The 15669-nt window shown below is 71.8% G+C and carries 16 protein-coding genes and 1 riboswitch; of the genes, 2 read left to right on the forward strand and 14 right to left on the reverse strand.

The annotated features are described in order from the left end of the window. Positions 1–80: 80 nt before the first annotated feature. Positions 81–281 carry a DUF5999 family protein gene (locus FED44_RS12830; protein WP_111698608.1) on the forward strand — a complete coding sequence of 67 codons (201 nt, stop codon included), beginning with the start codon at positions 81–83 and terminating at the stop codon, positions 279–281. Here the strand turns inward: FED44_RS12830 and FED44_RS12835 are convergent. Then, entirely contained in the window at positions 278–895 is a 618-nt protein-coding gene (locus FED44_RS12835; protein WP_138460772.1) for an alpha/beta hydrolase family protein, read from the reverse strand. The two genes, FED44_RS12830 and FED44_RS12835, sit on opposite strands and share 4 nt — an antisense overlap. Before the next feature lie 93 nt (positions 896–988). Here FED44_RS12835 and FED44_RS12840 point away from each other — a divergent pair, with 93 nt between their 5' ends. Beyond that, a complete protein-coding gene (locus FED44_RS12840) occupies positions 989–1396 on the forward strand; it encodes a hypothetical protein (protein ID WP_133305896.1) in 408 nt (135 codons plus the stop codon). 44 nt (positions 1397–1440) lie between these two features. Here FED44_RS12840 and FED44_RS12845 read toward each other — a convergent pair whose 3' ends face one another. From FED44_RS12845 to FED44_RS12905, 13 genes are all read right to left on the reverse strand, one after another. Then, the gene (locus FED44_RS12845) at positions 1441–1977 is read right to left on the reverse strand and encodes a hypothetical protein (RefSeq protein ID WP_111698617.1); all 537 of its coding nucleotides are present in this window, start codon (positions 1975–1977) and stop codon (positions 1441–1443) included. 91 nt (positions 1978–2068) lie between these two features. Continuing rightward, entirely contained in the window at positions 2069–4894 is a 2826-nt protein-coding gene (gcvP, locus tag FED44_RS12850) for an aminomethyl-transferring glycine dehydrogenase (RefSeq protein ID WP_138460773.1), read from the reverse strand. 180 nt (positions 4895–5074) lie between these two features. Beyond that, positions 5075–5167, reverse strand: a riboswitch (glycine riboswitch). Positions 5168–5212: 45 nt separating this feature from the next. Beyond that, positions 5213–5830 (reverse strand): MerR family transcriptional regulator, encoded by a 618-nt coding sequence (locus tag FED44_RS12855; RefSeq protein ID WP_262367358.1) that lies wholly within the window; start codon positions 5828–5830, stop codon positions 5213–5215. Between the two features lie 155 nt (positions 5831–5985). Then, complete coding sequence (locus tag FED44_RS12860; protein ID WP_111698626.1) at positions 5986–6456, reverse strand: bifunctional nuclease family protein; 471 nt, start codon at positions 6454–6456, stop codon at positions 5986–5988. 98 nt (positions 6457–6554) lie between these two features. Continuing rightward, positions 6555–7211 (reverse strand): transcriptional regulator FtsR, encoded by a 657-nt coding sequence (gene ftsR / locus FED44_RS12865; RefSeq protein WP_111698629.1) that lies wholly within the window; start codon positions 7209–7211, stop codon positions 6555–6557. A gap of 19 nt (positions 7212–7230) precedes the next feature. Next, positions 7231–7734, reverse strand: a complete 504-nt coding sequence (locus FED44_RS12870) for an FHA domain-containing protein (protein ID WP_111698632.1) — start codon at positions 7732–7734, stop codon at positions 7231–7233. A 245-nt stretch (positions 7735–7979) separates the two neighbouring features. Continuing rightward, positions 7980–10484 (reverse strand): mannose-1-phosphate guanyltransferase, encoded by a 2505-nt coding sequence (locus tag FED44_RS12875; RefSeq protein WP_111698635.1) that lies wholly within the window; start codon positions 10482–10484, stop codon positions 7980–7982. 3 nt (positions 10485–10487) lie between these two features. Beyond that, a complete protein-coding gene (locus FED44_RS12880; RefSeq protein WP_244301880.1) occupies positions 10488–11054 on the reverse strand; it encodes a CDP-alcohol phosphatidyltransferase family protein in 567 nt (188 codons plus the stop codon). Between the two features lie 10 nt (positions 11055–11064). Next, positions 11065–13239, reverse strand: a complete 2175-nt coding sequence (locus FED44_RS12885) for a peptidase domain-containing ABC transporter (protein WP_138460774.1) — start codon at positions 13237–13239, stop codon at positions 11065–11067. Further along, on the reverse strand, positions 13236–13412 hold the full coding sequence (locus tag FED44_RS12890; protein ID WP_165900508.1) for a hypothetical protein: 177 nt from the start codon (positions 13410–13412) through the stop codon (positions 13236–13238). Before FED44_RS12890 ends, FED44_RS12885 begins: the two co-directional genes overlap by 4 nt. Further along, positions 13409–14380 (reverse strand): TIGR04500 family putative peptide maturation system protein, encoded by a 972-nt coding sequence (locus FED44_RS12895; RefSeq protein WP_138460775.1) that lies wholly within the window; start codon positions 14378–14380, stop codon positions 13409–13411. The genes FED44_RS12890 and FED44_RS12895 overlap by 4 nt, the downstream gene beginning before the upstream one ends. Continuing rightward, entirely contained in the window at positions 14361–15377 is a 1017-nt protein-coding gene (locus tag FED44_RS12900; RefSeq protein WP_138460776.1) for an MvdC/MvdD family ATP grasp protein, read from the reverse strand. Before FED44_RS12900 ends, FED44_RS12895 begins: the two co-directional genes overlap by 20 nt. An 82-nt stretch (positions 15378–15459) precedes the next feature. Beyond that, the gene (locus tag FED44_RS12905) at positions 15460–15612 is read right to left on the reverse strand and encodes a putative ATP-grasp target RiPP (protein WP_111698653.1); all 153 of its coding nucleotides are present in this window, start codon (positions 15610–15612) and stop codon (positions 15460–15462) included. Positions 15613–15669: the final 57 nt, after the last annotated feature.

A 15669-nucleotide genomic window follows, 5' to 3' on the forward strand; every position in this document is an offset into this window, starting at 1 on the left:
GTACGTCATACGGCGCGGCGGACGCCCGGCGGAACACACGAACGTAAGACGAACGATAAAGAACACGGGGAGCCCCGGCGATGTGCCCTCATGAACCGGCCTGTCCCACCGCGGACGCGAAGGACCGAGAAGCCGCCCGAACGGTAGCCTGCCACCCCGAGCAGGGCTGGAGCCTGCTCTGCAACGGTGTCGTGCTGTTCGAGGACACCGGCGAGCTGTTGCCGGACGGCGGCGTCATCGCTCCGCACCGCCCCACCGACATGGCCATCAGCGCGGCCTAGGCCTCCTGCTCCAGCAGCCACGGCAGCAGCCACCGCGCCACCTCCTCGCCCACCCGGGCGGGGTTCTTCCTGAACTCGTGCCCCTCCCCCGGGAGGACCACGAGACGTGCGGCGTCCTTCTCGTCCGGCACGCCGAACGGATCCCGATCCCCGCTGACCACGAGCACGGGGGTCCCGGCCTGCCGAAGCTCGTCCGCCCGCGACCGATCAGGTTTCCCCGGCGGGTGCAGCGGGAAGGCGAGCGCCACCACCGCCCCGGCCCCCGCCTCGTGTGCCGTACGGCAGGCGACCCGTGCGCCGTTGCTCCGTCCGCCCTGGACGAGCGGCAGGCCCGGGTGACGGGCCCGCAGCGCGGCGACGACGGCCAGCCACGCCTCGTCCTGTTTGACGGCCGATCCCGGCGCCCGGGCGCCGCGCAGCCGGAACGGCTGGACCACCCGTGCGACCGTCACCCCCGCCGGCAGCACGGCGTCCCGTACGGCGAGCAGGTCGGGGGCGTCCACCCCGCCGCCGGACCCGTGCGTGAGCACCAGCAGCAGCCGGGCGCCGGGGGCCTCCTCCACCTCGGCCAGCGCGGGGCCGTGCGGGGTCTCGATCTCCAGCGCGACTCCCATGCCGGTGACCGTATCGGCTCCGTCCCCGGCAGGAGGTGCGGACCCTCCGTTCGGAGGATGGCAGGGCTCGCGAGTATGGGCCAGAATGTCATGGTGCCGGAGATCGCATCGCAACCGCCCGCCGCCGGGCAGGGCTACAGGCCGCCGCCGCAGGCGGGGACGCAGACGACCCGGGAGGACCTGCGCGCCGTCATCGCGGCCCGCCGGGACCTCGGCCCGGAGTACGAGGACGCGCTCGTCGACTCGTTCCTCGACAAGCTCGACGTGGAGATCGCCGCGCGGGTGCGGAACGAGGTCGCCGCGCACATCGGGCACCAGCCGCTTCCCGGGAGGCGCCCGAAGGACAGCGCGGTGGGCGTGGCCCTGGGCTCGCTCGGCATCGGCATCCCGCTGACCGGGATCGCGGCGGGCACCTCAGGCGGGCCGGGGCTGCTGCTCGCCTGGGGCGGGATCGTCGCCGTCAACCTGGCGTACGCGCTGAGCCGCCGCACCCAACGCTGACCGACGGGGGCCGGCCGGCGGACCACCGGCCGTTCGGTCCCCGATCAGGCCTCGACGCTCTCCATGACCGGGCGGACGTCCCGGCCGAGGCGCAGCCGCACCTGCTCGGCGAGCGCCCGGTCGGGGTGGTCGAGGCCGTAGCGCCACACGGTCCCGGCGTCGGCGTCGCGCCCCCGCAGGGGCAGCGTCCGGGCCAGCAGCTCGATCGCCAGCGCACCGGTCTCGGCGTCCGGGCCCTCCCCGCGGCCCTCCTCCACCGCGCCGGCGAACTGGGCGCAGGCCATCTCCAGGTGCGCGATGCCGAGCAGCACGCGCAGGCGCGCCCGGTCGGCCACGGCGGGCACCGACAGCGCCTCCAGCAGCACGTCCGCCGCCCGTTCCGGCTCTCCCTCGGCGAGCAGCCGCTCCGCCATGTGCTCCACGACGGCCGACAGGCCCGCCGCGGCCTCGGCGCGGTCGGGTGCCTCCTCGTCCGCGGCGACTTCCGCGAAGATCGACGCCGCGGCGTCGAGGTCGCCCGTCTCGGAGAGCCGGTGCGCCTGGTCGAGCCGGTCGGGCCGCCCGGGGTCGATGGCCGTCATGAGGTGGCCTCGCAGAGGTCGCAGGGACAGGAGCGTGCATCCGCGATCTTAACGAGCCCGGCCTCCGGGCGGGGCCGACATGCGCAACCGGTCAGTCCTCGTACGCCTCCATGGGCGGGCAGGAGCAGACGAGGTTGCGGTCGCCGTACGCCTGGTCGATGCGGCGCACCGGCGGCCAGTACTTGTCGTCGCGCAGGCCGGGCACCGGGTAGGCGGCGACGGCCCGCGAGTAGGGGTGGGCCCACTCGTCGGCGGTGAGGCACTCGGCCGTGTGCGGCGCGTTGCGCAGCGGGTTGTCGGCCTTGTCGTACTCGCCCGACGCCACCTTGGCGATCTCGTCCCGGATGGCGATCATCGCTTCGGCGAAGCGGTCCAGTTCGGCCAGGTCCTCGCTCTCGGTCGGCTCGATCATGAGGGTCCCGGCGACGGGGAACGACATCGTGGGCGCGTGGAAGCCGTAGTCGATCAGCCGCTTGGCCACGTCGTCCACCGTGACGCCGGTCTCCTTGGTGATCTGGCGCAGGTCGACGATGCACTCGTGCGCGACCAGGCCGTCCCGGCCGGTGTAGAGGACCGGGTAGTGCGGCGCGAGGCGCCGGGCCAGGTAGTTGGCCGACAGGATCGCCTGCTCGGTGGCCTGCCGGAGGCCGTCGCCGCCCATCATGCGGACGTACGCCCAGGAGATCGGCAGGATGCCCGCCGAGCCGTACGGCGAGGCCGACACGTGCGCGGGCAGGTGCTCCGCGAGGTGGGCCTTGACCGCGACCGGGCCGACGCCGGGCCCGCCGCCGCCGTGCGGGATGCAGAAGGTCTTGTGCAGGTTCAGGTGCGAGACGTCCGCGCCGAACTCGCCCAGCCGGGCCAGGCCGACCAGCGCGTTGAGGTTGGCCCCGTCCACGTAGACCTGCCCGCCGGCCTCGTGGACCCGCTCGCAGATCTCGACGATCGTCTCCTCGTACACGCCGTGGGTGGACGGGTACGTCACCATGATCGCGGCGAGCGCGTCGCGGTGCTTGTCGATCTTCGCGGCGAGGTCGCCCAGGTCGACGTTGCCACTCTCGTCGCAGGCCACCACGACCACCCGCATGCCGGCCATGACGGCGCTGGCGGCGTTGGTGCCGTGGGCGGACGACGGGATGAGGCAGACGTCGCGGCCGTCCTCGCCCCGGGAGCGGTGGTAAGACCTGATCGCCAGCAGCCCCGCGAACTCGCCCTGCGAGCCGGCGTTCGGCTGGATCGACACCCGGTCGTAGCCGGTGACCTCGGCCAGCCAGCCCTCCAGCGTCGCGATCAGCTCGGCGTACCCCTCGGCCTGCTCAGCCGGCGCGAACGGGTGGATCGCGGCGAACTCCGGCCAGGTGACCGGCTCCATCTCGGTGGTCGCGTTGAGCTTCATCGTGCAGGAGCCCAGCGGGATCATCGAGCGGTCGAGCGCGACGTCCTTGTCCTGCAGCCGCCGCAGGTAACGCAGCATGGCCGTCTCGGACCGGTGGGAGTGGAAGACCGGGTGGGTGAGGAAGCCGGAGGTCCGCTGCAGGTTCGCGGGGATCGCGTCGGAGGTCGCCCGGTCGAGGTCCTCGACCACGATCCCCGGCACGCCGAACGCCTCCCAGACGGCCCGCAGGTGGCCGACGACGGTCTTCTCGTCGCAGGCCACGCCGACGTGGTCGGCGTCCGCCAGGCGGAGGTTGACGCCCCGCTCGGCGGCGGCGGCCACGACGTGCTCCGCCCGGCCCGGCACGCGGGCGAGCACGGTGTCGAAGAACTCGTCGTGGACGATCTCCACACCCCCCTCGCGCAGCCCGGCGGCGAGGACGGCCGCGTGGCGGTGCGCCCGCTGGGCGATCCGCCGGAGGCCGTCGGGGCCGTGGTAGACGGCGTACATCGAGGCCATGACCGCGAGCAGGACCTGCGCGGTGCAGATGTTGCTGGTGGCCTTCTCCCGCCGGATGTGCTGCTCGCGGGTCTGCAGGGCCAGCCGGTATGCCGTACGGCCGTCGGCGTCCACCGAGACGCCGACCAGGCGGCCCGGCATCTGCCGCTGCAGGCCCTCACGGACCGCCATGTACGCCGCGTGGGGGCCGCCGTAGCCCAGCGGGACGCCGAAGCGCTGGGAGGAGCCGACGGCGATGTCGGCGCCCTGCTCGCCGGGGGGCTCCAGCAGGGTCAGCGCCAGCAGGTCGGCCGACGCGACGAGCAGCGCGCCGGCGGCGTGCGCCCGCTCGGCCAGCGCCCGGAAGGACGCCACCCGGCCGCTCGCGCCCGGATACTGGACGAGGACCCCGAAGCACTCGGGCAGGTCGCCCGCGAGGTCCGACTCCACCAGCGTGATGCCGAGCGGCTCGGCGCGGGTCGCCAGCACGGCCTTGGTCTGCGGCAGCGCGTCCGCGTCGACCACGAAGACGTCCGCCTTGACCTTGCTCGCGCGCCGGGCCAGCGTCATCGCCTCGGCCGCGGCGGTCGCCTCGTCCAGCAGGGACGCGCCGGCGACGTCGAGGCCGGTGAGGTCCGACACGACGGTCTGGAAGTTCAGCAGGGCCTCCAGCCGCCCCTGTGAGATCTCCGGCTGGTACGGCGTGTACGCGGTGTACCAGCCCGGGTTCTCCAGCACGTTGCGGAGGACGACCCCCGGAGTGATCGTGTCGTGGTACCCCAGGCCGATCATCGGGGTCAGCACCCGGTTTCGGGCCGCGAGCGCGCGGAGTTCGGCCAGCGCCTCGGCCTCCCCCGCCGCCTCCGGCAGGTTCAGCGGGCCCCGCGTGCGGATCGCCTCGGGAACGGCCACGGCGAGCAGGTCGGCCGTCGACTCGTAGCCGACGACCTCCAGCATGCGGGCACGGCCGGCGTCCGAAGGACCGATGTGACGGGTCGCGAAGGGCGGGGCGGAAAGATCCTGAAGCGTCGAGCGGTCGGTCATGACAGGGGCCTCCTGGGCGGGTCGAGACCTGCGGCGGCCGCCTCGCGCCTGTGAGCGCGACCGGCCGTGATGCGGTCTCCCCCTCTGTCATCGGACCTGAGAGCTTCACCGGGCCGCCCGGCCCGGCTTTCCCCTTCGGTGAGGCGCCGCCTGGCGGGCGGGCCTGCTTTTCAGAGTCGCCTCGTCCGTGCGGTACGGATGCCTGAGAGTTTCCGGGGAGGTTTGCTCCTTCGGCGCCCCTGCAACTTCAGGGGTCTCTCCCGCACGAGGTCGTCGGCCGTGTCCACTCTACCCGGTTACTTCCTCTGTACCCGTTTCTCAGCCGATCTTACGGGCCTTCCTGCGGCGGGCCAGCTCGTCGGCCGGATGATCCCCCTCCGCATCCGGAGCGGACTCCGCGCGCTCACCGGGCAGTTCCGCCAGGGAACCCTCCACCTCGCGCCAGACCCGCCCGAGCGCGATGCCGAACACGCCCTGGCCGCCCTGCAGCAGGTCGATCACCTCGTCGGCGCTGGTGCACTCGTAGACGCTCACGCCATCGCTCATCAGGGTGATCTGGGCCAGGTCGTTGACGCCCCGGTCGCGCAGGTGCCGTACGGCGGTGCGGATCTGCTGGAGCGAGACCCCCGTGTCGAGGAGACGTTTGACGACCTTCAGGACGAGGATGTCGCGGAAGCTGTAGAGTCGCTGCGACCCGGACCCCTGAGCTGCTCTTATGGTCGGGAGCACCAGTTCGGTCCGGGCCCAGTAGTCGAGCTGCCGGTAGGTGATCCCGGCCGCCGCGCACGCCGTCGGGCCACGGTAACCGATGTTCTCGGGCAGCGCCGTCGGCTGCTCGTCGAACAGCAGGCCTTGTTCGCCGGCGCGCTCGCGCGCCTCCCGCCGAACCGGGTCGTGCTGGCCGGCCGACCTACCCTCGCCGCTGCTGACCGCCACTGCGGACCTCCGGCTTTCTCTCATCCCACGGTCTGATCTGGGGGTTCGTGAATTACAACCGTGGTTTCCCTTGCACCGTAGGACCGGGGCCATCGTCAGTCAACGACCCCGTCCGGCGCGTCGTGAAGCGTAATTTCCCGAAATGGTGCGGCACGTCAGCCCGCTCGCCCGAAGTCTTCCGGTGTGATTTTGTCCAGGAACTCGCGGAACTTCTCCACTTCGTCTTCCTGGTCGTCGGGCATGCTCACACCCGCCTCCTGGATCACGTCCTCACTCGCGTAGATCGTCGCCCCCGTGCGCAACGCCAGCGCGATCGAGTCCGAAGGGCGGGCGCTCACCTCCACGCCGTTCGAGAACACCAGGTCGGCGAAGAAGATCCCATCGCGGAGCGCGACGATGTTGACGGTGCGCAACCGCACCCCCAACGCCTCAAGCACATCGCGGAACAAGTCGTGGGTGAGCGGCCTCGGCGGGGGTTCCTCCGCCTGAGCCAGCGCGATGGCGGTCGCCTCGGTCATGCCTATCCAGATCGGCAGGTACCGATCACCGCTCGCCTCCTTCAGGAGCACGATCGGCTGGTTTGTGGGCATCTCAACGCGAACCCCCACGACCTCCATCTGCAACACGGGCGGCTCCGTCTCAAGCGTCGCGGCATATCACCAGGCATTCAACGTAACACCCACCAGGGAGCGGATGTGCCGGTCACCGCCCCATCAGCACCCCATTACCGTCCCAGAACGCCGCGAACACTGCCACGCAGCAACGCATTGTGCAGTTCCTGGAGAAGACCGGACATCTCGCGAGCGGTCTCGTCGGCCTCCGCGATCGCCCCCGGCGCCTTCCGGCGCAGCACGGGCGCCACCGCCTGCTCGATCAGGCCGGTCTCCCGCTCCACCAGCGCCCGCACCGCCCTGAGGTGCCGCGCTCGCAGGCCGAACCGCGACAGGGCCCCCACGCTGCGCGCGATCTCCAGCGCCTCGCCGTCGTAGCGGCGCGCGACCGCCGCGACCAGGCCGAAGCTCTCCATCTCGGCCAGGGTCTCCTCGTCGATGCCCGCGGCCTCGATGAGCTCCTCCCTGCTGAGACGCACCGCCGGCGGGCCGTCCGAGACGCTCTGCGGGCGCGCGGCCTGCCCGTCCAGCTGATCCTTGATCACCCGGAGCGGCAGGTACTGGTCACGCTGGGCCCGCAGGATGTACCGCAGGCGCTCCACGTCGTTGTAGGTGAACTTGCGGTAGCCCGAAGGGCTCCGCTGGGGCTCGATCAGCCCCTCACCCTCCAGGAAACGGATCTTGGAGACGGTCACGTCGGGGAACTCGGCCTGCAGCAGGCCGAGGACCTCCCCGATGCTCATGAACGCCCGTACGGCCTGTGCGCTCATGACTGCTCCTCCTCACCGATCACAGCCCTCCAGGACCACGCGTGAGGAACACCAGCCGGAACTTGCCGATCTGCACCTCGTCGCCGCCCTGCAAGGGAGACTCCTCGATGCGTTCACGGTTGACGTAGGTGCCGTTCAGGCTGCCCACGTCGCGGACCGTGAACTGGCCGCCGCGGCGGTAGAACTCGACATGCCTCCTGGACACGGTTACATCGTCCAGGAAAATGTCGCTTTCCGGGTGGCGACCCGCCGTAGTGAGATCGCTGTCGAGCAGAAAACGGCTGCCCGCGTTCGGGCCGCGCATGACCACCAGGAGAGCCGTGCCGGGCGGCATCTGCTCGATCGCCGACCGATCCGGCAGCAGCGTCTGGCCCGTCTCCGCCTCCAGCGCCTCCAGGGAGATCGTCGAGGTGGTATCGGCTGCGACGGGCGCCGGAGCGCTCAGCGGCGAACCGCATCGTGAACAGAAACGGGCATCCTCGGGGTTGGCATGACCGCACTGCGTGCAGTAGACGCTGGGCATCGAACGGCTCGGCCTCTCTCACGACTCTCACGACTTGCTCGGGACTGGCTCACTGCTGGGGACTGCTCAACTGCTCGGGTCCGGCTCGAACTGCGAATGCCGCAACTTACGCTGATCAGGCACAAAGGTCAAGAAGCGCGGCCGGGCGTGGACTGACCAACGCTACAGCCCACGGAGGTTCAAGGTCCATCCCGACACATGCATCCCCAGCATCCCATCCTGATCACGAAAGAGGGAGACGGGGGTCAGCAGGAGCCGGCGGCCTGCTCGACCACGTGGGCCCAGCGTTCCAGGAGGGCCTGCGCGCCGTCCACGTCGTGCCCCTCGGCCCACAGGTGGGTGACGGCCTCGGCGGGGTCGGGCAGCACGAGCGCCCAGCTTCCGTCCTCCTCCACGACGCGGACGCCGTCGGTGGTGTCCAGGCGGTGGCCCTCGGCGGCCTCGACGACCGAGCGCATCACGGCCCCCTTGTGCGCCCACGGCGTCGGCACGGTCCGCTTCAGCAGCCGGGCCTCGGGGATGCGGGCGTCGATCTGGCTGAGCGACAGCCGGGTGCGCGCGACCAGGCCGAGCAGACGTAGGAAGACGGCCAGGCCGTCCAGGGTCGGCCCGAACTCCGGGACGATGAAGCCGCCCCGCCCGTCGCCCGCGAAGATCGTGTCAGGGTGCCGGGCCGCCCGGGTGAGCGTGTCGAGGCTGGTGGCCGTCCAGTCGACCTGCACACCGTGGAAGCGGCACACCATCTCCGCCACCCTGGTCGTGGTCACCGGCAGCGCCACCCGGCCGCCGCGGCGCTCGGCCGCGACCAGATCGAGCACGACGAGCAGCGCCCGCTCCTCGCTGATGAGCTGGCCCATCTCGTCCACCAGCGAGACCCGCTCCCCCACCGGGTCGAACCGTACGCCGAAGGCGGCCCGCGCGGAGGCGACCAGGTCCGCCAGGCGCTGCAGGTCGCGGCGGCGCTCGGCGAGGGTCTCGGTGGGCGAGGCGTCGTCGAGGCGGTTGTTCACGGTCAGCACGTCGACCCCGGCCCGGCCGAGCAGGCTGGGCAGCACGAGCGAGGACGTGCCCCCGGCGCAGTCGACCACGACCTTCATCTCGGCGTCCTTCACGCCGTACATGTCGACGCAGGCCAGCAGTTCCCTGGCGTAGGTGTCGACGGCCCTGGCCGGGAACGTCAGCTCGGCGATCTCGCCGGGGAAGGCCCGGCGGTACTCCTGCCGGGTGAAGACCCGCTCCAGCTTGCGCTGCGCCGCCTGCGACAGGTCCGAGCCCGTCTCGTCCATGAACACGATGTCCACGCTCTGCGGGTCGCCCGCGGTCGTGCGCAGGAAGATGCCGCCCCTGACGTTCTCCCGGGAGGTGTTGAACCGGGCCACCGGCAGGGCGGCAGCCTCCAGGTCGACGACGTTGATCGCGCTGGAGTTCAGCGCGCTGATCACCGCGCGCTTCAGCGCCCGCGCCGCGCGTGAGGCGTCGCGGGCGGTGACCACCGTGTCGCCCTTCTTCAGGGTCGTGGCGTACGCGCTGGCCAGCCGTACGCACAGCTCGGGGGTGATCTCCACGTTGACCAGGCCGGAGACGCCCCGGGGGCCGAACAGGCTGCGCTGGCCGCGCGACTCCCAGATCACGCTGGTGTTGACGACCGTGCCCGCCTCGATCGTCTTGAACGGGTAGATCTTCACCCCGGAGGAGACGTACGCCTCGGCCTCGATGACGCACTCGTCGCCGACGACGGCGTTCTCCTCGATCCGGGCGCCGGTCATGACGTCGGTGTTCTTGCCGATCACGCAGCCGCGCAGGTGCGCGGCGGGGCCGACGTACACGTTGTCGCTGACCACCGCGCGGTGCAGGAAGGCGCCCTCCTTGACCACCGCGTTGCTGCCGAGCACGGTGTACTCCCGCAGCTCGGCCCCGGCCTCGACCTTGGCGTAGTCGCCGATGTAGAGGGGCCCCTTGAGCACCGCCTCGGGGTCGACGGAGGCGCCCTCGGCGGCCCACACGCCCGGGGCCAGCTCGAAGGCGTCGAAGTCGACCTTGACCTTGCCCTCCAGCACGTCGGCCTGCGCCTTGAGGTAGCTCTCGTGGGTGCCGACGTCCTCCCAGTAGCCCTCGGCGACGTAGCCGAACAGCCGGCAGCCCCGCTCCAGCAGGCGGGGGAAGATGTCGGACGACCAGTCGACCGGCTGGCCGGGGGCGATCTCGTCGAGGACCGACGGCTCCATGATGTAGACGCCGGTGTTGACCGTGTCGGAGAACACCTGCCCCCAGGTCGGCTTCTCCAGGAAGCGCTGGATGCGGCCGTTCTCGTCGACGATGATGATCCCGAACTCCAGCGGGTTGGGCACGCGCTTGAGCCCGATCGTGACCAGCGCCCGGTTCTCCCGGTGGAAGCGGAGCATGTCGGTCAGGTCGATGTCGGTGAGCGCGTCGCCCGAGATGACCAGGAACCGGTCCTCGCGGAGCTTGTCGGCGGCGTTCTTCACGCTGCCCGCCGTGCCGAGGGGGACGTCCTCCGTGGCGTAGTGGAGGGTCACGCCGAGCTCGTCGCCGTCACCGAAGTAGTTGCGGATGAGCGCGGCCAGGAACTGCACGGTCACCACGACCTCGGTGTACCCGTGCCGCCTGAGCAGCCGCAGCACGTGCTCCATGATCGGCCGGTTGATGATGGGCAGCAGGGGCTTGGGCTGGTTGGCGGTCATCGGCCGCAGCCGTGTCCCCTCCCCGCCCGCCATGACGACGGCCTTCACGGGTCACCCCTTCGTTAGCTGGCGCACCTGTACGACATACAACACCCCCGCCCACCAATACAGACCAGTTCCCCAGATGGCGAAGGCCCATCCGAAGATCGCGCTAATCTCGGCGTACCAGCCCTCGTGGGAGGCGAGGAACAGCAGCGGGAACGCGTACATGAGGGCGGCGGTACCGGCCTTGCCGAGGAAGTGGACGGGCAGGGCGGGGCCATATCCGTGCCGCCGCAGGACGGGCGGCATCCACAGCAGCAGGATGTCGCGCAGCGGCACCGCGAGCGCCAGCCACCAGGGGATGACGCCCCGGATGACCAGGCCGACCAGCGTGGCGAGGATGTAGAGCCGGTCCGCGAGCGGGTCGATGAGGCGGCCGAGCCTGCTGATCTGGTTCCACGCGCGGGCGAGTTTGCCGTCGAGCCAGTCGCTGAAGCCTGCGAGCATCAGCAGCGCGACGGCCCATCCGTCGGCCCGGGGCCCCAGCACGAGCCAGAGGAAGACGGGGACGCCGAGCAGCCGCAGGGCGCTCAGCAGGTTGGGAACCGTCCAGATCCGGTCCTCGGCAGCGTTCACGCCCCAGACCCTACATGCCGGGATCCCGGCCGTTCCGCGGAGCGGCGGCCGCGGCGGAGGCCGTCTGCGCGGCGACGAGCCGGGTGTAGCGCCCGCCCAGGGCCAGCAGCTCCTCGTGGGTGCCCCGCTCCACCACCGTGCCCCGCTCGACGACCAGGATCAGGTCGGCGTCCCGCACCGTGCTCAGCCGGTGCGCGATCACGATGCGGGTCTGCGTCAGGCGGGACAGCCGCGCCTCGATGCCGGCCTCGGTCGCGCTGTCGAGGTTGCTGGTCGCCTCGTCCAGCAGCAGCACCCTGGGGCGGGGCAGCAGCGCGCGGGCCAGGGCGAGGCGCTGGCGCTGTCCACCCGACAGGCCGCCGCCCTCGACCAGGATCGTCTCGTAGCCCATCGGCATCGCCATGATCTCGTCGTGCAGGCCCGCGATCCGGGCCGCGTCGGCGATCCGGTCCAGGCCGGCCTCGGGGAGGTTGAGCGCGATGTTCTCCCGGATCGTCCCGGTGAACAGCGACGGGTCCTGGGTGACCACGCCGAACTGGCGGCGCAGCGATCGCGGGTTGAGCTCGGCCGCGGGGACGCCGTCGTACCGGATCTCCCCGGCCGTCGGCTGGTACAGGGCGAGCAGGAGGCGGGCGAGCGTGCTCTTGCCCGACCCCGACGGACCGACCAGCGCGACCTTCTGCCCCGGCCGCACGACCAGTGAGACGTCGCGCAGCGTCCACGGGCCGCGCGGGTCGTGCCGGAAGCACACCCCGCGCAGCTCGATGCCGCCGCGCAGCCGCAGCACCTCGATCCCCGTGGACGGCTCGGGCTCGGAGGCGAGGATGTCCGACAGCCGGTCGAAGTGCGCCCCGGCCTGCTGAAGGCTGCGCAGGCTGGTCATCAGCGAACCGATCGGGGTGAGCGCGGCGGTGGCCAGGGCGTTCAGCGCGAGCAGCGTCCCGAGGCTCATCGACCCGTCGAGCACCCGCCACGCGCCCACCCACAGCAGCCCCAGCGGCGCGAGATGGCGCACCGCCCCGAGCGCAGCCTCGACGAGCCCTCGGACGAGCCCTCCCCGCACGTCGGCGTCGAGCTGCCGGGCGAACAGGTCCGACCAGCGCTGCATCGCCCGCGGCTCGGCCCCGGACGCCTTGAGCGTCTCGATGCCCCCGAGGGCCTCCATCAGCCGGCCCTGCGTGACGGCGAGAGCGCCCAGCTCGCGTCTGGTCAGCTCGCCCACCCGGCGGGCGGTGCCGAGCAGGAGGGCGGCCTGCCCTGCCGCGAGCAACGCGAGGAAGGCGCCGAAGGCCGGGTCCCGGGCGAAGACGAGCAGCAGGTAGACCAGGGCCAGCGGCCCGTCGAGCAACGACGAGAGAATCTGCCCGGTCAGCGTCTCGCGCAGGGCGATGACGCTGTTCGACCGGTTCACCAGGTCTCCCTTGCCGCGCACCGCGAAGTACCGGTACGGCAGTGCGACAAGGTGCGACACCAGATTCCGCGTCACCTCGCCGTCGGTGCGCGAGCGGAGCGCGACGAGCAGCACCGAACGCAGGTAGCCCACCGCGAACTGGGTGACCACGGCGGCCAGCACGGCCACGCCGAGGAGGGCGAGAAGCCCGGAGTCCCCGCGCGGGAGGATCCGGTCGACGACGACCTGGAACGCCGTCGCGAGCCCCAGGCCGAGCACCTGGAGCAGCACCGAGGCCGCGAGCACCTGGGTGAGCAGGCCCTTCCTGCGGAACACCAGGGCGCGCAGGAAGTCGCGCCGCCACGCCCGCGCCGCGCCGGACCGCACGCGGCGGAACCCCGGCTCCGGCTCGAACGCCAGCAGCACGCCGGTGAACCCGGCGTCGAACTCGGCGGGCGTGAGCCGCCTGCGTCCCTGGGCGGGGTCCACGATGTCCACGTGATCGGGGGTCCACCGCTCCACCACCACGAAATGCTGGAAGTCCCAGTGGACGATCGCGGGCATGGGCACCCGCCCGAGGTCGGCCGGCTCCAGCGAGAACGCCCTGGCCTTGAGGCCGAACTCCCGTGCGGCGCGGACGACGGCCAGCGCGCTCAGGCCGTCCCTGCCCACCTGGAGGTGGTCGGTGACCTCCTGCACGGTGGTGCGGTGGCCGTGGAAGGACAGGATCACGGCCAGACAGGCCGCGCCGCACTCGGTCGCCGAGTTCTGCAGGAAGACCGGGACCCGTCTCACCCGCCACCCCTCAGGACCAGAGCGGTGAGAACGGCCAGCCCCGAGGTGAGCACCGCGACCGCGCACCAGAGCAGGACGAGCGCACGGCCGCCGACCTCCTTGACGGCGGCCGGGGCGGACGGCGGGGCGGAATGGCGGCGCAGCGCCTCGGCGCGGAAGATCCGTCCGTTCACCGCGTGCCGGTCCGCGCCGTGGTTCCCCAGAACCATTCGATCTTCGCGGCCCGGCGGCGTTCGTCGATCCACCGGTCGAAGACCCGCCGTTCGACGCGGCGGCGCGTGTCCGCGTCGAGCTCGGCGCCGGCCACGGAGATCACCTTGAGCAGGACGTCCGGGGCGGGCGAGACGACGTCGCCGGGGCGGGCGGTGCCTATTTCGGCCGCGGGCACGTCCTCGACGACCAGCCGGGCGCCGCGCGTCCGCTCCGCCAGCGCGAAGAAGCCGGCTCCGGCGTCGATCTCGGCCGCCGCCCGCCGGGCCGCCTCGGAGCCGGGAAAGGTGAGGCGGGCGACCCGGGCCGTGCCGAACTCCTCCCGGTGCTCCTCGAAGTAGGGCTCGACCCGTCCGGCCGTCACCCGCTCGCGGACGCGGGCGGCGGCCACCTCCCCCGCGACCAGCTCCTGGAGGTCCACCACGGTGAGGGAGCGGCGGTCCATCCACTCGCGCGTCCGTTCCGCGGTGAGCAGTCCCCGGGCGCGCCGGAACGCGTCCACCGCCTCCTGGATCTCGTGGTCGGAGAGCTCCACCGGCGCCTCCTCCAGCTCCGCCTGGACGAGGGCGGCGGCGACGATCCGGTCCACCAGCCGGGCCTCGTCCCACAGGAAGTCGAGCCAGGCGACCGCGTCGACCACCTTGACCCCGACTCCGTCGATCCGCAGCAGCAGCATCTCGCCGGCCCGCTGCACGCCCCGCAGGGGCCAGGGCAGGGCGCGGTCGGGGCTCCAGGACAGCGACACCGTCCCCTCCCCCGGCCGTTTGATCAGAAGGTCGTAGTGGAGTGAGTCGTCGTAGTCCTCCCGCTGCCACAGCAGCCGGAAGCGCACGCCGGGATGGCGCTCCCGCAGCTCACGCAGGCGTTCCTGGGCCTCGGACGGGTCGAGGCCGTCCAGGCCGCGGAGGGTTTCAAGGGCGTCCGGCAACATGCGCGGTCTCCTCTCCGACCGTGCCGTACATCAACAGATCACACAGCGCCGCGCCGATCGGCAGGCCCGTGGCCTTCTCGATCCAGAGCCACTGGCCACTGGGGTTGACTTCGAGGAAGACGTAACGCCCGTCGGGGGTGAGGATGAGATCGATCGCTCCGTAGCGCAGGCCGAGCCGCCGCACGATCCGCAGGCAGCGCTCGGCCACCTCCGGCGGCAGCTCGTGCACCTCGTGGCGGGTGCCGCCCGGGTCGTAGCGGCGCCAGTCGAGCCTCGTGTGATTGCTCTCCTGCGAGTGGATCTCCGCCGCGAAGACGGCCCGCCCCACGACGGTCACCCGCAGTTCGACCCGCTTGGGCACGTACTCCTGGACGACCACCGGGCCGAACCTGATCGCGTCCGCGTACGTCACATCCCGGGTGGACACCGGTTCCGACATCCGGGCCACGCCCTCCCCGTCGGCGCGGGAGCCGGCGGGAACGCCCAGGGGCTTGTTGATGACGCGGCCCTGGTGCTGGTTGTAGAAGTCCAGGAACTCGTCGGGGTCGTTGGTGATCAGCGTGTCCGGCAGCTCGAATCCGAGACGACCGGCCAGGACCAGCTGTGACGACTTGCGCTGGGCCAGCCTCACCCGTTCCCTGGGCGCGGGGACCATGCGGCAGTCGAGCTGCTCCCACAGGTCCCCGGCGAACACCGCGCACTCCTGCTCCATGTGGGCACGTGCCACCGGGTCGGTGATCTCGGGATGCGCGACGGGAGCCTGGGGACGGCGGAACCACAACGCCGTCAGACGGTCGAGATCGACGTCCGCCTTCTCCGTGCGCAGCCGCCGCCGCACCCGCCCGTCACGGTGGTAGACCGCGTCGAGCACCGCGTGGACCGGATAGCCGGCCGGGTCGAAGACGACCGCTTCCGCCCCCCGCGCGGCCAGCAGACGGGCCACGTGCTCGGCATGGGAGTCGCCGTCGATCGTGAGGATGAGTATTTCGCCGGACATCTTTCGCTCTTCCTGGTCTGGCTTCCCGATCGGGCGCGGGGCGCCGGAAGGGCGCCCCGCGCGGTCACTCGGAAGCGGTCGCTCAGAAGTCGAGGTCCTTGGCGTCGACGGTGCCGTCCGGGGTCATGACCTGGCTCGACCACTCGAACTTCCGGCCGCCGTTGACGAGGCGGAGGTCTCCCTCGTCGAGCTCCGGCCCGGCCGCCGCGATGTCGTCGATTCTGATCTTGGACATTGTGATCCCTCCCGCCGCCCGGGGACGGCGCGTTCTCCGATGTGACGGCACCCGCTC

This window comes from Microbispora triticiradicis (assembly GCF_005864065.1).
Taxonomy (GTDB): Bacteria; Actinomycetota; Actinomycetes; order Streptosporangiales; family Streptosporangiaceae; genus Microbispora; species Microbispora triticiradicis.